Source organism: Paenibacillus sp. FSL R7-269, assembly GCF_000517865.1.
In the GTDB taxonomy this organism is placed as follows: Bacteria; Bacillota; Bacilli; order Paenibacillales; family Paenibacillaceae; genus Paenibacillus_AQ.
Window position 1 is genome coordinate 203068 of record NZ_ASPS01000021.1, and the last position, 16725, is coordinate 219792.

A 16725-nucleotide genomic window follows, 5' to 3' on the forward strand; every position below is an offset into this window, starting at 1 on the left:
CCCTCTGCCGCCTATTTGGCATAATAATTGTCCACATTCTGCCGTGTGACCACATCGATTCCGGTATCTACAGAATCGGGGACAGGCAGGGGCTTGTTATTGGCATAAGCTTCAGGATCGGCTTCCAAATCGCGGTGCAGATGGAACAGCTCGGTCAGCGACCAATACCCCATATTCCAGGTGCCCTGGGCCATGGTTGCGGCAATCTTGCCTTCTTTCACCAGATCAAGTGTGCCTTTATCCGTATCGAAGCTGATAATCTGCGGGACCGGTCCGCTGCCTGGAGCAGCTTCCACGGCTTCCGCAACCCCGATACCGCCATTACTTTCCGTGGCAAAAATCCCGGCCAGCTGCGGATACCGCGCCAGCAGCTGCTCGGCAGCCTCCCTGGACGCCACCTGATCTCCCCGCCCATCCTTGACCGCCACCAGCTTCATCTGCGGGTACTTGCTGCGGATTGTATCCGTGAAGCCGTCCGTCCGCTCCTGATGATTATGCTGATCCGGTGTGGTGATAATGGCGACCTCGCCCTTGCCTCCGGTCAGTTCGGCCATCTTATCCGCCGCCTTCGTTCCGGCATTATAATTGTCCGTTCCCAGGAAGGAATACGCCTTGCTGCCCTCAGCGCCCGAATCAAACAGCACCACTGGAATGCCGCTCTCCACAGCCTTGTTAATCGTCGCAGTAAGCAGCTTGGAATTCACGGCCGAGATGGCAATTCCCGCCGGCTTCTTGGCGATGGTCTGCTCCAGCACCGTCATCTGTTCATTCGCGTTGTGCTGGGTGGAGCCGTGATACTCGACGGATACATTAAGCTCCTCTGCGGCGTCCTCGAAGCCCTTCAGCACGCTTTTCCAGTAATCAATACCGATCTGGAACGTAACCATTACGTATTTGTCCTCAATATTGCCGCGCAGTCCGGTAGTCTCCCACGGATCTGCCGTATTCCCCTGCTGCTTGTAATTCAGCACGTAGAGCACGAAGATGCCGATTAGCAGCACGTAGACGAGCCAAAGCTTTTTCACATATGTAACCCCTTTCATAAAAATGAATGCCGAAGGCACAAGGGCCCCAGGTTCTTCCATCTATGTCCAATCTAGTCTACTGGCTTGGCAGCCGTTCCGTCAATTACGTTACAGGGCCTATAGTTAAAAACTCAATATCTGCTGCGACATTTTATGTCGTACCAGCTATTTTATACTGTACAGGTACCATCAATTCAATGAAACGAGGATTACAAGAATGTCAAAAACCAAACGCGGACGGGTACTCTGGACCCTTCCTTCCCGTGGACGCGGCACCTGTCCGGTCTGCGGAACCACCCGAATCAAGCTGCTCTACACCAAAATAAAATCCGACGGCACCGCCCTGAAGGTCTGCAAGCGCTGTGACAAAGCCGCGCAGGTTAGAGTGGACGCAGCAAACCGGTAAACTGACGCAAGGATGCCCCCTGCTTCATGCTTCGCGCATGGATGCCGGGCAGCATCCTTGTTTCTTGACGGGGAATGCTCACCTCTGGTCTAATGCGTCATCACCAGCTATACTGGAGGCTTACAGAAAGGAGCGGAGCCCTAGTATGAGCCATATTCACCGGATTCAGTGGTTTGACCAGCAGATCCGCCAGCTTGCATATCCGAACAGCAGTAAGCTGGCGGAACAGTTCGAGATCTCGAGGCGCCAGGCGCAGCGGGATATTGAATACCTGACAGAATCCCTGCGGGCTCCGCTCCAGTATGTGGCGAAGCAGCGCGGATATATATATCAGAACAACAGCTTCGTGCTGCCTCATCTGTACATTACGGACGAGGAGCAGCGGGTGCTTAAATATCTGGCTTACCGGTATAGTCACTATGATTATGAGAATGCCCAGAGTATCCGCAAGGTCGGGAGTCTGCTGGAGCGGTTCACCGAGCAGCCGCTTACGGATAGAGAGCTTAAGCTGCCAGTCTTTGAAGTGAATGCCCAGCGCATACAGATGATGGAGATGCTGGAGCAGGCGATCCTGGCCCGCAGGGTGGTCCATGTTCTTTACAGGAACAGACAGGACACTCCGCAGGAGCTATATCTCTGCCCCCAGCAGCTAAGCCGGCGGGTAGAGGAAGATTATCTGGTGGCCGCTGTGGAGGGAGACGGGCGAAACGAGTACTTCAGCCTGTCTGACATCCGCCAGCTAACGCTGACCGGCAGGGTCTTCATCCCCGTGGAGGACGGCCCGGCAGCAACGGCAGAGCAGACCAGACCCTTGAAGCCTTTCACGGCGAGAATCCGTATGAACGGAATACCTCAGGATAGCTCATGGGATGGTTATCAGCTCCGTGCCGCCGCTGATGAGGTCTATGAGGTTGATTTTTATGATACCAGCGCGTTTATTACTCAGTTGCTCCAGGCGGAGTGGAATGCCCTCCTGTCCCCCAAATGGCTTAAGGACAAGCTTCGCAGTATATGTAAGGCAACGCTGAAACGGCTGGATGAATAGGAGAATGAACAGTGAGCAAACGATCAGGCGTAATTCTTGACGTTCAGATGAAGCGTGAATCGAAATCTTTTACCGATGCGCTCTATGCCGTAACCACTGCCGCCGGTTTATTCGAGGGTCCAAAATTCATGCTCTCCGGGCTAAGCGGCATGGCCTTCAAATTCACCGTGCACGAGAAGCTCCTCCCCATGTCTGTTACAGCTTACGGACAGTGGGGCACAGAGCATCGCCGGGCTGTCGATAACCTCGGGATCTTCTTGCTGGATGACGGCGGGCGAACCAGACATGATTCGTTCGGGGAGTATCAGCGCATCGCTATTGACGGTGTCAAGCTGAGTCTCGACCGCGGCCTGGCCTGCATCTACTGGATACCGGAATTCGGAGTGATTCATGGTTATGATGAGGATGACCGCGTGTTCTATGTACAGGATGGCTGGTCCGGCGAGACACAATATGTGTTATATGATAACTTCGGCCTTAACTTCACACCCTTCTGGGACTGTACGTATGTTGGAGAGCGGGTGAAGATTCCGCTGCAGGATACTGTGCTCGAATCGCTTCGCCTTGCGCTGGAGGATTGGGAGACTCCTCACAAAACACTTCCTGACGTAAGCCTCGGCTCAGGCCGCCTGGCCTACAGCTTCCTGATCCGGGCGCTTCAGCAGGGCGGATTCGACAGCTACGGCGCTGTCTACATCCTGGAATCCTACCTGACATCAAGGATCGAAATCTCCGCTTATCTGCGGGAGGTTCAGTCTGTATTGCCGGGGCTGGAGGAGGTTCAGCACTTGTATGCTGAGCTGGTGGAAGGACTGAGGGGGCCGCTCACGGCTGCAATCTCTGAGAACAACAGCGGCAAGGTGCTGAATGAGGAACAGCTTCGGTCCCTCTGTGCTGCTTTGGAGAGGGCATTGGAGCTTGAGGAGCAGGCCATGGGGCGGGTCAAAATAATCTCCGGACAGTACCCGGACCGTAAGCGGTCCACACTGCCAAGATGGGGGGCGCATACCGCACGATGAATGACCATTATAACAAGCACGTTTCAGCCACTGCGGATCAACCGCGTGTGCCGCTCGCATCTTCTTTTGCGGATGCCATGCATCAGGTCCTGTCGGCTAAAGGCTGGTTCACGCTGTCGAAGCCCATGCTGGCCGGAATGACGGCCTTATGCTTCCGCCTGTCGGTGCACAGGCAGCTTCACCCGGATTCTGCTACGGCTTATAACTGGGCAGCTGAACATTTCGTAGCGGCTGATCTGATCGGCATTATCGCCAGTCAGGGTGCAGGCTTTAACTTCAGCCCCACCTTCCCTCTCTATCAGAAGCAGGCTATTGCGGCAATCCGCCAATCCCTTGAGCAGGGCACCGGGGTGGTCTGCTGGAAAGACCGTTTCGTAGTGATTACCCGCTATGATGACGAGCGGCAGCTCTTCTATTACAAGGAGAGTGATGCTGCCGCTGAGCTGGAGCTGCCTTATGATCAACTCGGAAGAAATGAGTCACCATATTGGTACGGCCAGATCTATGAAGGTCAGGTCCAAAAAGATACTCTTCAGGTAATCAGAGAGTCCTTCATTCAAGCGGTGTACAAGGCAGAGGTCCATGATCTGATGCTGCCGGAATCGCAATATGCCTGCGGCCTCAAGGCCTATGACGCTGTGCTGGTAGCCTTAGCGGATAAGAGCTATGATGCTGCCGGAGCCTATGAGACGCTGGTCTTCTATGCTGGTATGAAACAGGATACGGCTGCCTACGCCAGGGAAGCCAGCCTGTACTGGCCCGAACTCGAAGGGATTGCCGAACATTATACGGCTCTAGCCGCTGTCTATAATGAAATTACAGACGCTCTTAACGAGAGGCCCGTGCAAGCTCCAGAGGCACCATGTTCCATTGATGCTGAGAGCCTGCTGCCGCTCCTCCGGGAAGCCAAGCGTATAGAGACCGCAGCGATCCAGTCCATCCGTCTGCTGCTGCGGGAGCCGATCGAGAACCGCTTCCATGATGTGGGGCTGCGCTAAGCCCTGACGGAGTGCTCAGAACATCAGAGACTCCGCGTACTTCTCCCCTTCCAGCAGGTCATATTCTACTAGACGGTAGTCATTCAGCAGCGCCTGCTGCTCCGGGGTTAATTCCTTCAGGATTCCGTTATCGCCCGGCCCGATCAGCACCTTTTTGCTGAGTCCGGGAATTTCCGCCCGCACCTGCTCCAGTAGCTTGTAGAAGGCTGGCAACGTCTGCCCGGATAACCGGAAGACTGCAGGGCCGAGGAAGGCCGGGCTAAGCGTCCCGAGCGGCTCCTTCCCGATCTCAAAGTTAGCGAGCACCAACAGCTTCGTCTCATGCTTCAGCCTTGGCTGCTGATCCCAGCCTGCTGCGGTATAGATCCCGGCGCTGAGCGCAGGCAGATGATCTCCCCAGAACACCGCAAGGGTCGGACGCTTTATCTTCAGCAGCTCCTGCTGGAGATAAGCCATGGCCTCGTCTGTCAGCTTGGTGTCCTGTATATAAGTCTCCAGCTCATCCTTCTGCTCCGGCAGGCCTCCTTGGACGGTGATTGTGTTCGGTCCGTTCAGGCCTTTGGTGAAGGGAAAATGATTCTGCATCGTCACCAGATGCAGGAATGCCGGGCCCGAAGCCGCTTGAAGCTGCCGGACTGCCTCCTGTACAGCCGCTTTATCCGAGACATACCCCCCTGGAGTCAGGCGGTCAGCCTCCGGCAGATCCTTCTCACTCGTGAAGCGGTTGAAGCCCAGCACCGGATACACACGGTTCCGGTTATAGAAGGTCTCATCGAACGGATGCAGCGCCAGTGCCTCATACCCTCTGTCCTTCAGAATACTGACGATCGACGGCAGGGAGGACATTTTGACGATGCGCTGTTGATAAGGAATCGTTCCATCCCCCAGAAAATACATCGACAGCCCGGTCAGGGCCTCGAACTCCACATTGGCCGTATTGCCGCCGAATTCCGGGGACAGCAAATAACCGGACGGCGTCTGGCCCGCCACCCCATGGATGAACTTCAGCGGATCTTCGCTTAATGTATACCCAGGCAGACGCGTAGGGTCAAAGAACGCCTCATTCATCATAAACATAATGTTCGGCTGCTCCTCCGGCGCGGCCTGCACCTGCACATCGGGCAATGCCGAATACTTAGCAGCCACCGCTTCAACTGCTTCACGGCTGTAGCCCTCCGGCTTGTCCATCAGGCTCTGCCGCAGATTCCCGGCGAAGGCATATACGAACCCGTTCTGGGTATAATTCACCTTCTGATTCCAGAAGATGTTCTGATAGCTCATCGCTGCAACAACAGGAGATTGACCGGTAACCAGCACAAGAAACCATGCGCTGAGCCCTACAGAGATCCCCGCCAGCGTCACGCGCAAGGACAGTCTGATCCGGTTCTTCGGCAGCTTAATAATCACAAGGACCAGACCGGCAACCAGCAGAACAGCGGCCCCTATAGCAAGCGGAGAGATCATCCCGCTGGTGATTTTACTCATCTCACCGGCATTCTTCAGCAGCATCAGATCCCACGGAAACAGCGGTTCGCCTCTCGTAGCCAGCTTCTGATCACTGGCAATCCCGAGCAGAACGAACAGCGCCGAGACCACTGCCGGTCCCGCATACGCGTTCGGCACAATCACTGAGCTTAAGAGCAGGATGAAGAAAATAAACAGACTTCCAGTACAATACAGCCAAGGATAAGCGCCAACCCACTTTAGCGTATGAAGCACATCCATCCGAAAAGAAGCAGCCTGCAAAAACAAATTCAGCCCAAACCCTATAGCCAGCAAAATAATCAATAAATACGACAAACGCTTCGATGGCAATAACCTTGACAAGTTCATTCACTCCTAACTGTTAAAGGAGTAGTATACGCCTTTTAGCTTAAAACCGCCTTAAAATTCAGCATCCAATTGGGCACACCCTCTATTTTTCTCCTGTTCCACTAGGATTTGGGGAGGAAACGTGCGCTTGCTGGATACCCCCCCTCTTCAAAAAAAAGCTATCGGCGAAGTAGCCGAAGGATAACAAGTTGAAAAACGTAGTTTAATACTCCGGATTCTACCGATTTTGCTGAAGCAATTGGAATAACTACATCTATACAAGCGGATTAGGGCTCTTTTGAAGGAAATCTGGTTCAACAAATGCTATTTTTCCAACTGCTTCTCGACCAGCCTTCTTCCGCCCATCAGCAAGTGGATTTTTTCCAACTGTCTCCGCTTCTGAAAGCACTCAATAAGGCAATGAGCCTACAGCCAGTTACTCCCAGCAAAAAGAGAGCAGCATCCAAATTTCAGACGCTGCTCTCTTATCTTTTCTATTCTCATCCCAGCAGGATAGACTGAAAGGATAATTAATAATTAGGCCAAAGGATTGGAGGGGAATTTTGGAACTGTAGGAGCGGCAGCGACCGCCTTTGTCCCCGGGTTTCCACCGCAGTAAGCGGTACAAATCAAGAAATCTGGGGACAACAGCGGCCGGAAGTCCAAATATTCACCGGAATGACGCCCGAGCCTAAGCCTACTTCACGTATATCCGGCTGCTCTCCTCCCAATATTCCCCAGGCTCCAGCCCGAACAAACCGATGTCATCAGCAGGCAGATCCACCTTCGGCGCATTCACCAGGTTGATCTGCGGTTCAGGGCAGAAGAAGCCTTCGGTCGCGCCGTTGTTCCAGATCATCCATTGCTTATACGAGGTGCCCACATCATACACCAGCGTAACTCCAGCCTTACTGTCGGTAAGCTCCATCCGGTTCCGTCCATTCTGGGCGGCTGCAGTATAGTGGTTGTCCATCGACGCGTAGAACGGATACAATCCTTCGCCGCGCAGAGCCACCTCATCGGCCGTCAGCTCCTGGAATTTACCGGTTGGCAGCATCCGCTCATTAAGCTCCCAACGTTCGCCAATCGTCAGCTTAACACGGTAATCCTGCGCGCTGCTGCCTGGTGCGAATGGAGCATTAATAGCCGTATGGAACGCCAGCAGGCAAGGCATCAGCACATCGCCGTCATTGTGGACCAGCAGCTGCTGGGACAGGCCGCTTTCACCGAGCGAGTAGCGCAGCTTGACCGTGTATTTGAACGGCAGGTACTGATAGGACGGATGATTCTCATCCACCTTAATAGCTACAGTGACAAAGCTTTCACTTTTGCCGGTGCCGAATTCCTCTACCTCCCATGCAGCTGTATGTAGGAAGCCGTGCAGATGATTGCCGGTCTTAGCTTCATTGACTGGCAGGTGGTAGGTCTGTCCGTTCCAAGGGAACTCTCCATCCTCATAGCGGTTAGGCGGAAATAGCACAGGAATGCCGTGAATGCCCGGGTTCGCCTTGAATGCTTCCATCTCCTCCGCGCCCGGCTCATGCAGGAAACGGTAACCGCTCTCAGTATCACGGAAGCAGATCAGATTCCCGCCGATGCCCGGCAGAATAGCCGCTTCATAACGGCCAGCCTTCAGCCAGACAGCAGCTTCGCCCTCATAGTGTCCTTCAAATGCTGTAATCGATGTCATTACATTAATCCCCTTCCATATGTTCAAAATGACTCTCTCATAGATAGAGTACCACATCTGCCGGAATGGAAACATGCCATTTTTATAGCTGCTCCACTTCGACACTCATGACATGCTCGATTTTTTTGACATCATAATAGATTTCCGTAGCATAATCCTTGTCTGGCGCAGAGACGACCATATCGATCATTTGCCTGCCATCATCGAGATCCTTGATCTTCATCCGCCGGATGGTCCGGCCGGTTTTGCGCGTTTTGCGCTGGTCGGTCATGACATTCCGCTGCTCAATCTTCTGGATGACATCCGTCAGGATATAGTTGGGTTCCATAATGATTTTGATGGAGATCTCGTGCTTGTTCAGCACCTCAGGTCCGATGGCCTTGATCAGATGAGGTACAGCGTTAACCGCGAACATAAGCAGTATAACCGCATAACCCGCCTCTACAAAAAAGCCCGCGCCGACCGCAATCCCGATGCCGGAAGCCGTCCAGATCAGCGCCGCCGAGGTCAGCCCGGAGATGGCATCTCCGCCTCTGCGCAGAATGACACCCGCCCCCAAAAAACCGATGCCGCTGACGATCTGCGCCGCCAGACGCATCGGGTCCATGCTCGGATGCTCAGGTCCACCGAATTTGTCATACGCGTGAATAGATACCAGGGTAACCAGACAGCTGGCGATACTGATGACCATACTGGTCCGGATTCCCAGCGGTTTCTGTTTCAATTGGCGGTCAATGCCGATGAACAGCCCGAACAGCATGGCCACAAGCAGCTTAATGATTGATTCTGTATGCAGCAGGTCCATATTCATAATTTATTTTCCTCCTTTCTCGCCCGTCATGGCACATAGAATCAGTATACCTGAAATACGCTGCAATCTTTACTGAAATTTTCTGCCCCCTGTTCAAAAAAAGAAACAGACGCGTATCCCTGCTAACCGGGAGCTTCAGGCAGTACTGCCTGAGGCCCCGGCAAGGAACATCGTCCGCTTCAGAGAAGACCTCACTTATCCCATCATATGAGCGATGAGTGACTTATAGAAGGATTAGCCGTGCAGAAGCGATTCTGCTCCGTCACAGTAGATTTCCGTACCGGTGATATGATCAGAATCCTCAGAAGCCAGGAACAACGCAAGCTTGGCCACCTGATCTGGTCGCCCCGGCCCTTTCTCCAGCGGCTGCCCGCCATCCGGGAACTCCACTTCAATCTGCACTTCCTTAAGATCATCCGAAGGATAGGTATTATCATCTATATTCGTGGTAATGGCTCCCGGACAGATAGCGTTTACACGAATCTTGTACTTGGCCAGCTCAAGCGCAGCCATCTTCATAAAAGCCACCTGCCCCGCCTTGGTTGTACTATATGCAGAGAACCCGACATTGGAGAATACCCGGTTGCCGTTAATCGAGCTGTTGATCAGAATGCTGCCGCCCTTCTCCTTGAGATGGGGAATCGCATATTTGACGGTGGCGAAGGTGCCCCGCAGATTAATCTGAATCGTCTGGTCCCAGGACTCGATGTCCATTGTCTCAATCGGTGTCATGGCGCCGTTGATCCCGGCATTGGCGAAGACCACATCCAGCTGTCCCCACTTCTCCACTACCTGGTTCACGGCATGCTCCACCTGCTGCGGATCAGCAATGTCGCATTCAAACACTGCGGCTTCTCCGCCCTCCTGCTTGATCTGAGCGGCCACCTTCTCCGCATTCTCCACCGTCCGGTCCAGAAGTGCCACCTTGGCTCCGCTTCTGGCGAACTCCAGCACAGATGCCCGGCCGATACCCGAGCCGCCTCCTGTAACAATCGCTACCTTGCCTTCCAGTTTCTTCGCAGTCATATGTGCAGTCGCCTCCATTGGTGTTTGATGTTCAAGTTATGTTCTTTCCCTTAACTTTACCTCTCATACCCGGAAGTGAATCGGAACATAGCGCCTGAAATGGAAAACGGAAACGGCTGCGCCTTCCTTTTAAAGGACGGTACCGTTTCAGTGAGAAATAGAAGGATAAGTTATAGCGTGAAACATATAAATTTTTATATTTCAAAAAAGCTTGACCCGTGCCGGTTGAACCGGCGTCAGATCAAGCCTTAACGCTAAAGAATAATGATCCAAAATCAGCCCAGCATCATCCGGTCGTCAGCCAGCTTATGGCCGCTGATCGCTTCGAATTCGCCAAGCAGACGCTCTACCGTCAGATCCTTCTTGCGTGTCTCATCGAAATCGAGGATGATCGACCCTTTATCCATCATGATAAGCCGGTTGCCCAGCCGGATCGCCTGATCCATGTTATGGGTAACCATCAGCGTAGTCAGCTTCATCTCACGGACAATGGTTTCCGTAAGGGTGGTGATTAGCTCCGCGCGCGATGGGTCAAGCGCGGCTGTATGCTCATCCAGCAGCAGAATCTGCGGCTGGGTGAAGGTTGCCATCAGCAGGCTCAGCGCCTGACGCTCGCCTCCCGAGAGCAGCCCCACCTTGGCCCGGAGCCGGTCCTCGAGGCCGATGCCCAGGCGGCTGAGCTGTTCGCGGAACAGCGTACGTCTCTGCGCGTTGACACCCAAGGACAGCCCGCGGGGCTTGCCCCGCTTGTAGGCCATAGCCAGGTTCTCCTCAATCGTCATATGCGGAGCAGTCCCGGCCATCGGGTCCTGGAAGACCCGGCCGATCCAGCGTGCGCGCTGGTATTCCGCCAGATGGCTGATCGAGCTGCCCTCAATACGCGCTTCCCCCAGATCGGGCTTCATCACGCCTGAGATAATATTCATCAGCGTAGATTTGCCGGCACCGTTACTGCCGATAATCGTTACGAAATCCCCGGCGTTCAGTTCAAGATCAATTCCCAGCAGCGCGACCTTCTCATCCGGTGAGCCGGGGTTGAACAGCTTACATACATTATCAAGCTTCAACATTAGCGGCCCCTCCTCTCTGCTTACTGCGCTGAGCCAGCTCAGCAAGCTCTGCGGTCCGTCTGCGGGCCGTGCTCTTCTGCTTCACATACCGCTGAACCGACGGGAAGACGAGCGCAATAATAACGATAATTGCGGTGATCAGCTTGAGGTCGGAAGCCTTAAGCCAAGATACCCGGAGTGCCAGAGCGACGACGATCCGGTACACGATTGAGCCAAGCAATACAGCCAGTGTCGCCCGGAAGACGTTCTTCGCACCGAAGAGCGCTTCCCCGATAATCACCGATGCAAGCCCGATGACAATCATCCCTATCCCCATTGAAGCATCGGCGAAGGAAGAATACTGGGCGATCAATGCGCCCGAGAGCGCCACCAGCCCGTTCGACAGGCTGATTCCCATAATGGTTGTTGTATCAGTGTTCACTCCGAAGCTGCGGATCATCCGCGAGTTATCGCCGGTGGCCCGCAGGGCCAGCCCCAGATCAGTGCGCAAGAACAGATCCATCAGGATTTTGACCAGCACGACGATAAAAGGCATAACCAGCAGAGGATTAATGGAGCTGAATAACGTATCCTCCCCCATCACGGAGACATTCGGCTTCACCAGAATCCGCAGATTGATCGAATACAGGGCTATCATCATCAGAATCCCTGATAACAGGCCGTTGATTTTACCTTTGGTATGGAGCAGACCAGTACACATTCCTGCCGCCATTCCGCCGAGCAGTGCACACAGAGTCGCCAGTAATGGAGAGTAACCGCTACTGATCATCACTGCAGCAATCGCGCCGCCGGTTGTAAAGCTTCCATCCACCGTCAGATCGGGAAAATCCAGAATACGGAAGGTAATATACACCCCAAGTGCCATGAATGCGTAGAGCAGGCCCATTTCCAGAGCCCCGATTAATGAATTATACATTGCTGACTTCCTCCCTCAAGCGGCAAAGGGCGCCCACCCTCGGACGCGCCCTGTTTATGAACTCTATAGGTTATTGAATAATATTATTGCCCGGGTCAGCCACTTCAGCCTTCATGGCATCGGTCACTTCAATTCCCTGTGCTGCCGCTGCCTTGAGGTTAAGGACCAAGTCCAGCTTCTCCTGCATCGTCACCTTCATATCACCGGGACTCTTTCCGTTCTTAAGCACTTCTACCGCCATTTGGCCGACCTGATAGCCATGATCATAGTATTTGAAACCTACTGTAGCAAAAGCACCCTTCTCCACCGTATCACGGTCTGCCGAGAAGAACGGAAGCTTGTTGTCATTAGCCGTCTGGATAATCGAGTCTACACCGCTGACAACGGAGTTATCAAGCGTAATGTACAGCGCATCTACACGCCCTACAAGCGATTCTGCAGCCTGCTTCACTTCCGAAGTATTGGTAATCGCCGCCTTCACCAGCTCAATCCCGTGCTTGTCCAGCTCACCTTTGGCGATATCCGCCATAACTACAGCATTCGGCTCTCCTTCATTAATGACCAGGCCCAGCTTCTTCACCTTGGGAAATTGCGTGGCAATGAAGTTCATCAGGCGGGTAATCGACTCCGGATTGGTATCCGATGCGCCGGACACATTGCCTCCGGGATGCTCCAGATCACTGACAATCTTGGCATCGAGAGGGTCGGTTACCGCAGCGAATAGAATCGGAGTGTCCTTCACTTTCTGAACAACTGCCTGAGCTGAAGGTGTCGCAATCCCCAGCACCAGATCGTTCTTGTCGCCGGCAATCTTCTGGGCAATGGACAGGTTGTTGGCCTGATCAGCCTGGGCGTTCTGAAGATCCACCTTCAGGTTCTCCCCTTCGACAATCCCTGCATCCTTCAGCGCAGCCAGGAATCCCTCGCGGGTGGCGTCCAGAGACGGATGCTCAACATATTGCGAGATAGCAATCTTGTAGGACTTGGCATCGCCTGAGCCTGCACCCGAGGCTGGAGCTTCCGTTGCTGCGGCCGGAGCATTTCCGGTGCCCGCGTTATTTTTCACTGGAGCATTATTGTTCCCGCAACCGGCAGCAACGAGCATCAACGCCATACTAAGCCCCATCCAAATCTTCTTTGTCTTCATGAGATAACCCCTCTTCTTGTACGGGTTCAGCGCGAGAACCTGGGCTAGCGGTCCAGCATTATCGCTTTCATCTTTAAAAGCATTAAAGCGAAGGCCTGCACCCTGTCCCCATCCGCTCCCCGAATCTATTAAACATATATTATATGTAGGTTGATTTCCCGTCAATCATTTAAGTGGGGGCCATATTTTACAAAATACGCACAATGAATGTCCACCCGCTTCAACAATCTGCAGTTTATCTTGACATTGTTTGCTAAAGCCTGCAGCACATAAAAAAAGCGGTCCTGCACAAACTTACCTTAAAGTTGAAAATGGAGCGTGCCCAATGCCAATAATCAATCTGCGTACAAGCAAAATGTTATTGTCCTCCGCTATCCTGGTTACCGCCATTACGGGAACAACCGCCTGCAGCTACACCAGCAAGGACAGCACTCCCAAGGTTAACTCGCTGACCCCAACCGGAACTTTTGCGGGCAGCTACTATGAGAAGAATTCTTTTACCGACAAGGAAGGCAAGTACTGGATTCCGCTCAAACCGGCTGTCGCCTCCATCGGCTTCCGGATGAAGGATGACACGGCAAGCGGCGGCTATACCAAGCTCGGCTATAGTGATGTAATGTATATGCTGCGGCCGGATTCCAGCCAGGTGTTCTCATTGGGCCAGAAAATCACCCTTCCCGATGTCCCCCTCCGCCGTGAAGGTCAAATCTATATCACCCCTACCGCCTTGTCCAAGCTGCTACAGACTGAGGTCGGCTGGAATCCCGTTACTGGCGAGATTAATATCGCGACTCCTTCCGACAGGGAGAGCACAGAGGATTCCGCCAAGGCAGAAGCTCCGAAGCCGCTGCGGATTCAGAGTGTATCGAATGTGGACACAGGCGAGTTGGTCTCCTATGCCAAAAAGTTTCTTGGGGTACCTTACGATTTCGGCGCCGGACCCTATGAAGAGACCAAGCGCTTCGACTGCTCGTCCTTTACACGCCATGTCTTTCAGAAGTTCGGGGTGGATCTGCCCCGGCTGGCCAAAGATCAGGACAACATCGGCAGACGGGTGTCACGCAGCGCGCTGGAGCCCGGCGATCTGATCTTCTTCACCGTACCCGGACGTTTCGAGAGCGACGCGGTTCCTGGTCACGTCGGTATCTACATCGGCGGTGGGAATTTCATTCACACCTGGGGTGACCCTGGCGTACAGATCAGTGAGCTGGACAGCGGATATTGGAGCAACGTAATTCTGCACATGCAGCGCGTGCTCTAGACCCGGACACAATAAATGCAAGGAAGCTTGCCCGGGCTCGCTCACATAGCGGCCGGTTCACTTCCTTGCATTTTTTTGCTGCAAATCATTATTATTCCAAATGTTACTCCCTACTCTTCTTGGAGGCATGCTCTGTCAATAGTCACCTGCTGACTCCACTGTCCCTCTGCATCCCCGCCCGCACGAACCCTTTGAACCGGCTGCCCTGATACGACAGCTCTCCCCGGTCCCCCTCCACAATCATGGCGTACGCCTTTGGCTTCACTTCAAGCTCTCTGCGGCTGCCATTATGGAATTCAAAGGTCACATAATAACTCGTATGTGTCCCCATATGACCTCTTCCACCCCAGACCTCTGTCCGTTTGGCTACTGCCGTAACGACCCTTGATTGCAGAGGACTGGTCTGGTTCGTCATCCAGGTCTTGAGCCCTCTCCAAATGGTATATGCAACAAAGCCTGCGATCAGCAGCAGAATGAGCTTTAACAAGAACGGCCCCTCCGTGAAAAATCCGCTCTGACTGCTGGCCGCTGCCGGGTACAAACCGTTAAATACGCCTGCATTATGCAAATTATCTGCTCCTTCCGATATTTTTTTCACAAAAAGTTCAATTTACTAGAGAATACGCAGTGTAGCAGCTCCGGTTTCGTTATTTCGCAGTCGTAGGCCTTGAAATAATAGCGTATTATATTTGGTCCTGCTAAGATCCTATGATATGCTTTAAATAAATACATTCTTCTATTTCAAAAAAAGGGGGGGTTCTCATGAGGAAAGATTGGATGCGTCTGTCGCTGCTGGATTTGCTGAAGGCTGTGTTCCTTCCGGTACTGCTGCTGACTTTTCTGATCATGGCCCTCCAGATGCTGCATGAACAAGAGCCTGAGATGCATTCTGTCCGTCTGGACCGCTATGAGCATAAGCTGGCCCAGCCGGTGCGCGTTCATCATATGCAGATTTATGACGCCCAGGCCGTCCGGCTTGCTCCCCATGAGAACCCTCTGACGCTGGAGTCCGGACCTCCCGGGCTGCTGCTCTGTGTATCTCTGCTGCCCTTCATTTACATTCTGCTGAAACGGCTGCTGATGATTCCCCTCAAATATAATTCACATTTCGTAGGAGAGCAGCTAGCTATACGCTGAACGAAGCTGCCATCGCCTTAATCCGCAACACAAATACCGGTTTCCTGCTGAAAGGAGGAAATCTTATGAAAGTCAGATATAGAAAAGCTGCACCCTTACCTTATTCCAAAACCCTGCGTCTGCTCTCCGTTGTAGGCGGAGGATTACTTGCAGCTGTTGGTCTTGAGCTGTTCCTGATGCCGCATAAGCTGCTTCCGGGCGGCATTGCCGGATTATCCGCCCTGCTGTCCCATATGACAGAAATGCGGCTTGGATTATTCCTGTTCCTGTTCAACCTTCCGTTTATTCTAATGTCGCGCAGGCAGATTAATCTCCGCTTTGCCTTGTATACGATGCTTGGCCTGATCTGTCTGACGGCAGGGTCATTGGCCTTGCACCATTTCCCGGCGGCAATCAGCGAGCCGCTGCCCGCGGCTATTGCCGGAGGTCTATGCCTCGGGTTCGGCCTGGGCATCTCTGTGCGCTTCGGTGGCCTGACCGAAGGAAGCGAGAAGCAAAGCGTACGGCTGCTGAACGGAGGACCGCCCAAATCGGCTGAGATGCCGATTATGCTGTTCAACATGCTCATCCTGCTCTACGGCGGATCATTATTCGGCTGGGATCAGGCGATGTATAGTATCATTGCGTATCTGCTCGCCTTTGAAGCGCTGCGATTCTCCCTAAGAGACCTCTCGCTCACCCAGGCGGTGTTCATCACCAGCAGCAAATGCGAGGAGATCCGGCGCAAGCTCCAGCAGTCGCTGGACCGCGAGGTGAAGCTCGTAAAATCCACAGGGCCTGAAGGTGAGCCAGGTACGGTATTCTGTCTGGCCAGCAGGCTGGAGGAAGAGCAGCTAGCCTCTATCGTGCATGACTGTGATCAGGACAGCAAGATTGTAATCAATGCCGCGCGGAACAACCGGATCTCAGCGCTTTTCCGCAATAAGCCGCCGGGCTGAGCAGTATGGCCTTCCAGGACAGCACAGAATAAGTAAAAAGCGTTCCCGTGTGTTACTTACGGGAACGCTTTTTGGATTGCAAGCCTATCAGAGGATTACTGAATCCCGCCTTCGTCAGCGGAACATCCCCCATAAGCGGATTAAGTGAAACGTATTGCCGGGGTCGATCTTTTGGGCAATGACGAATTTCACAATTTGCTCTTCCTGTGCAGACGTCAGCTTCTCATGCATCACCGACGAGGCATTGCGTACCAGCTTGCGCACGACTGCTGTATCCTGCAGCTCCTGTTTGGAGATGCCGGTAATCATATTCTTGACGCGTTCCTTGACCGCCGGATTCTTCATCTTCAACTTGATGCGCTCCACCAGCTGGGGACTGATTCCATATTGCTGATAACCCAATTACAGCACCTCCTGTCATATC

17 protein-coding genes are annotated in these 16725 nt (G+C 53.3%); 7 read left to right on the forward strand and 10 right to left on the reverse strand.

What is annotated here, in order from left to right:
* Window positions 1-11: 11 nt before the first annotated feature.
* Window positions 12-1025, reverse strand: a complete 1014-nt coding sequence (locus C162_RS11525; protein WP_036694467.1) for a substrate-binding domain-containing protein — start codon at window positions 1023-1025, stop codon at window positions 12-14.
* A gap of 217 nt (window positions 1026-1242) precedes the next feature.
* Here C162_RS11525 and C162_RS35345 point away from each other — a divergent pair, with 217 nt between their 5' ends.
* The 4 genes from C162_RS35345 to C162_RS11540 all read left to right on the forward strand — a co-directional run bounded on the left by C162_RS35345 (window position 1243) and on the right by C162_RS11540 (window position 4493).
* Window positions 1243-1431 (forward strand): hypothetical protein, encoded by a 189-nt coding sequence (locus tag C162_RS35345; RefSeq protein WP_076154758.1) that lies wholly within the window; start codon window positions 1243-1245, stop codon window positions 1429-1431.
* Window positions 1432-1576: 145 nt separating this feature from the next.
* Entirely contained in the window at window positions 1577-2476 is a 900-nt protein-coding gene (locus tag C162_RS11530) for a helix-turn-helix transcriptional regulator (protein WP_036694470.1), read from the forward strand.
* 11 nt (window positions 2477-2487) lie between these two features.
* Window positions 2488-3495, forward strand: coding sequence for a hypothetical protein (locus C162_RS11535; RefSeq protein ID WP_235218404.1), 1008 nt, complete (start codon window positions 2488-2490; stop codon window positions 3493-3495).
* Window positions 3492-4493 carry a hypothetical protein gene (locus C162_RS11540; protein ID WP_036694471.1) on the forward strand — a complete coding sequence of 334 codons (1002 nt, stop codon included), beginning with the start codon at window positions 3492-3494 and terminating at the stop codon, window positions 4491-4493. Before C162_RS11535 ends, C162_RS11540 begins: the two co-directional genes overlap by 4 nt.
* 15 nt (window positions 4494-4508) lie before the next feature.
* On the opposite strand, the gene C162_RS11545 is transcribed toward C162_RS11540, so the two are convergent.
* The 7 genes from C162_RS11545 to C162_RS11580 form a co-directional block, all read right to left on the reverse strand.
* Complete coding sequence (locus C162_RS11545; RefSeq protein ID WP_162174456.1) at window positions 4509-6320, reverse strand: LTA synthase family protein; 1812 nt, start codon at window positions 6318-6320, stop codon at window positions 4509-4511.
* A gap of 682 nt (window positions 6321-7002) precedes the next feature.
* Entirely contained in the window at window positions 7003-7995 is a 993-nt protein-coding gene (locus tag C162_RS11555; RefSeq protein ID WP_036694474.1) for an aldose 1-epimerase, read from the reverse strand.
* A gap of 82 nt (window positions 7996-8077) precedes the next feature.
* Complete coding sequence (locus C162_RS11560) at window positions 8078-8800, reverse strand: MgtC/SapB family protein (protein WP_036694574.1); 723 nt, start codon at window positions 8798-8800, stop codon at window positions 8078-8080.
* 240 nt (window positions 8801-9040) lie between these two features.
* Window positions 9041-9832: an SDR family oxidoreductase gene (locus C162_RS11565; protein WP_036694475.1), complete on the reverse strand. Its 792-nt coding sequence runs from the start codon at window positions 9830-9832 to the stop codon at window positions 9041-9043.
* Between the two features lie 275 nt (window positions 9833-10107).
* Entirely contained in the window at window positions 10108-10902 is a 795-nt protein-coding gene (locus C162_RS11570) for an ABC transporter ATP-binding protein (protein ID WP_036694476.1), read from the reverse strand.
* Window positions 10889-11818 (reverse strand): ABC transporter permease, encoded by a 930-nt coding sequence (locus C162_RS11575; RefSeq protein WP_036694477.1) that lies wholly within the window; start codon window positions 11816-11818, stop codon window positions 10889-10891. Before C162_RS11575 ends, C162_RS11570 begins: the two co-directional genes overlap by 14 nt.
* Before the next feature lie 70 nt (window positions 11819-11888).
* Entirely contained in the window at window positions 11889-12965 is a 1077-nt protein-coding gene (locus C162_RS11580; RefSeq protein ID WP_036694482.1) for an ABC transporter substrate-binding protein, read from the reverse strand.
* Between the two features lie 325 nt (window positions 12966-13290).
* Between C162_RS11580 and C162_RS11585 the strand changes: the two genes are divergently transcribed.
* The gene (locus C162_RS11585; protein ID WP_235218405.1) at window positions 13291-14226 is read left to right on the forward strand and encodes a C40 family peptidase; all 936 of its coding nucleotides are present in this window, start codon (window positions 13291-13293) and stop codon (window positions 14224-14226) included.
* Between the two features lie 142 nt (window positions 14227-14368).
* On the opposite strand, the gene C162_RS11590 is transcribed toward C162_RS11585, so the two are convergent.
* Entirely contained in the window at window positions 14369-14794 is a 426-nt protein-coding gene (locus tag C162_RS11590) for a DUF2500 domain-containing protein (protein WP_162174457.1), read from the reverse strand.
* Between the two features lie 194 nt (window positions 14795-14988).
* Here C162_RS11590 and C162_RS11595 point away from each other — a divergent pair, with 194 nt between their 5' ends.
* Together C162_RS11595 and C162_RS11600 are read left to right on the forward strand one after the other, a co-directional pair.
* Window positions 14989-15363, forward strand: coding sequence for a hypothetical protein (locus C162_RS11595; protein WP_036694483.1), 375 nt, complete (start codon window positions 14989-14991; stop codon window positions 15361-15363).
* Window positions 15364-15428: 65 nt separating this feature from the next.
* Window positions 15429-16301, forward strand: a complete 873-nt coding sequence (locus tag C162_RS11600) for a YitT family protein (protein WP_051493405.1) — start codon at window positions 15429-15431, stop codon at window positions 16299-16301.
* Window positions 16302-16415: 114 nt separating this feature from the next.
* Here the strand turns inward: C162_RS11600 and C162_RS11605 are convergent, their stop codons facing one another.
* Window positions 16416-16703 (reverse strand): stage VI sporulation protein F, encoded by a 288-nt coding sequence (locus C162_RS11605; protein ID WP_036694485.1) that lies wholly within the window; start codon window positions 16701-16703, stop codon window positions 16416-16418.
* Between the last annotated feature and the right edge of the window lie 22 nt (window positions 16704-16725).

Bases quoted from the DNA above. Each gene is read 5' to 3' on its own strand.
- C162_RS11595 (WP_036694483.1), top strand. From the start codon at position 14,989: ATGAGGAAAGATTGGATGCGTCTGTCGCTGCTGGATTTGCTGAAGGCT.
- C162_RS35345 (WP_076154758.1), top strand. From the start codon at position 1,243: ATGTCAAAAACCAAACGCGGACGGGTACTCTGGACCCTTCCTTCCCGT.
- C162_RS11565 (WP_036694475.1), bottom strand. From the start codon at position 9,832: ATGACTGCGAAGAAACTGGAAGGCAAGGTAGCGATTGTTACAGGAGGC.
- C162_RS11580 (WP_036694482.1), bottom strand. From the start codon at position 12,965: ATGAAGACAAAGAAGATTTGGATGGGGCTTAGTATGGCGTTGATGCTC.
- C162_RS11600 (WP_051493405.1), top strand. From the start codon at position 15,429: ATGAAAGTCAGATATAGAAAAGCTGCACCCTTACCTTATTCCAAAACC.
- C162_RS11575 (WP_036694477.1), bottom strand. From the start codon at position 11,818: ATGTATAATTCATTAATCGGGGCTCTGGAAATGGGCCTGCTCTACGCA.
- C162_RS11570 (WP_036694476.1), bottom strand. From the start codon at position 10,902: ATGTTGAAGCTTGATAATGTATGTAAGCTGTTCAACCCCGGCTCACCG.
- C162_RS11585 (WP_235218405.1), top strand. From the start codon at position 13,291: ATGCCAATAATCAATCTGCGTACAAGCAAAATGTTATTGTCCTCCGCT.
- C162_RS11560 (WP_036694574.1), bottom strand. From the start codon at position 8,800: ATGGACCTGCTGCATACAGAATCAATCATTAAGCTGCTTGTGGCCATG.
- C162_RS11555 (WP_036694474.1), bottom strand. From the start codon at position 7,995: ATGACATCGATTACAGCATTTGAAGGACACTATGAGGGCGAAGCTGCT.
- C162_RS11540 (WP_036694471.1), top strand. From the start codon at position 3,492: ATGAATGACCATTATAACAAGCACGTTTCAGCCACTGCGGATCAACCG.
- C162_RS11530 (WP_036694470.1), top strand. From the start codon at position 1,577: ATGAGCCATATTCACCGGATTCAGTGGTTTGACCAGCAGATCCGCCAG.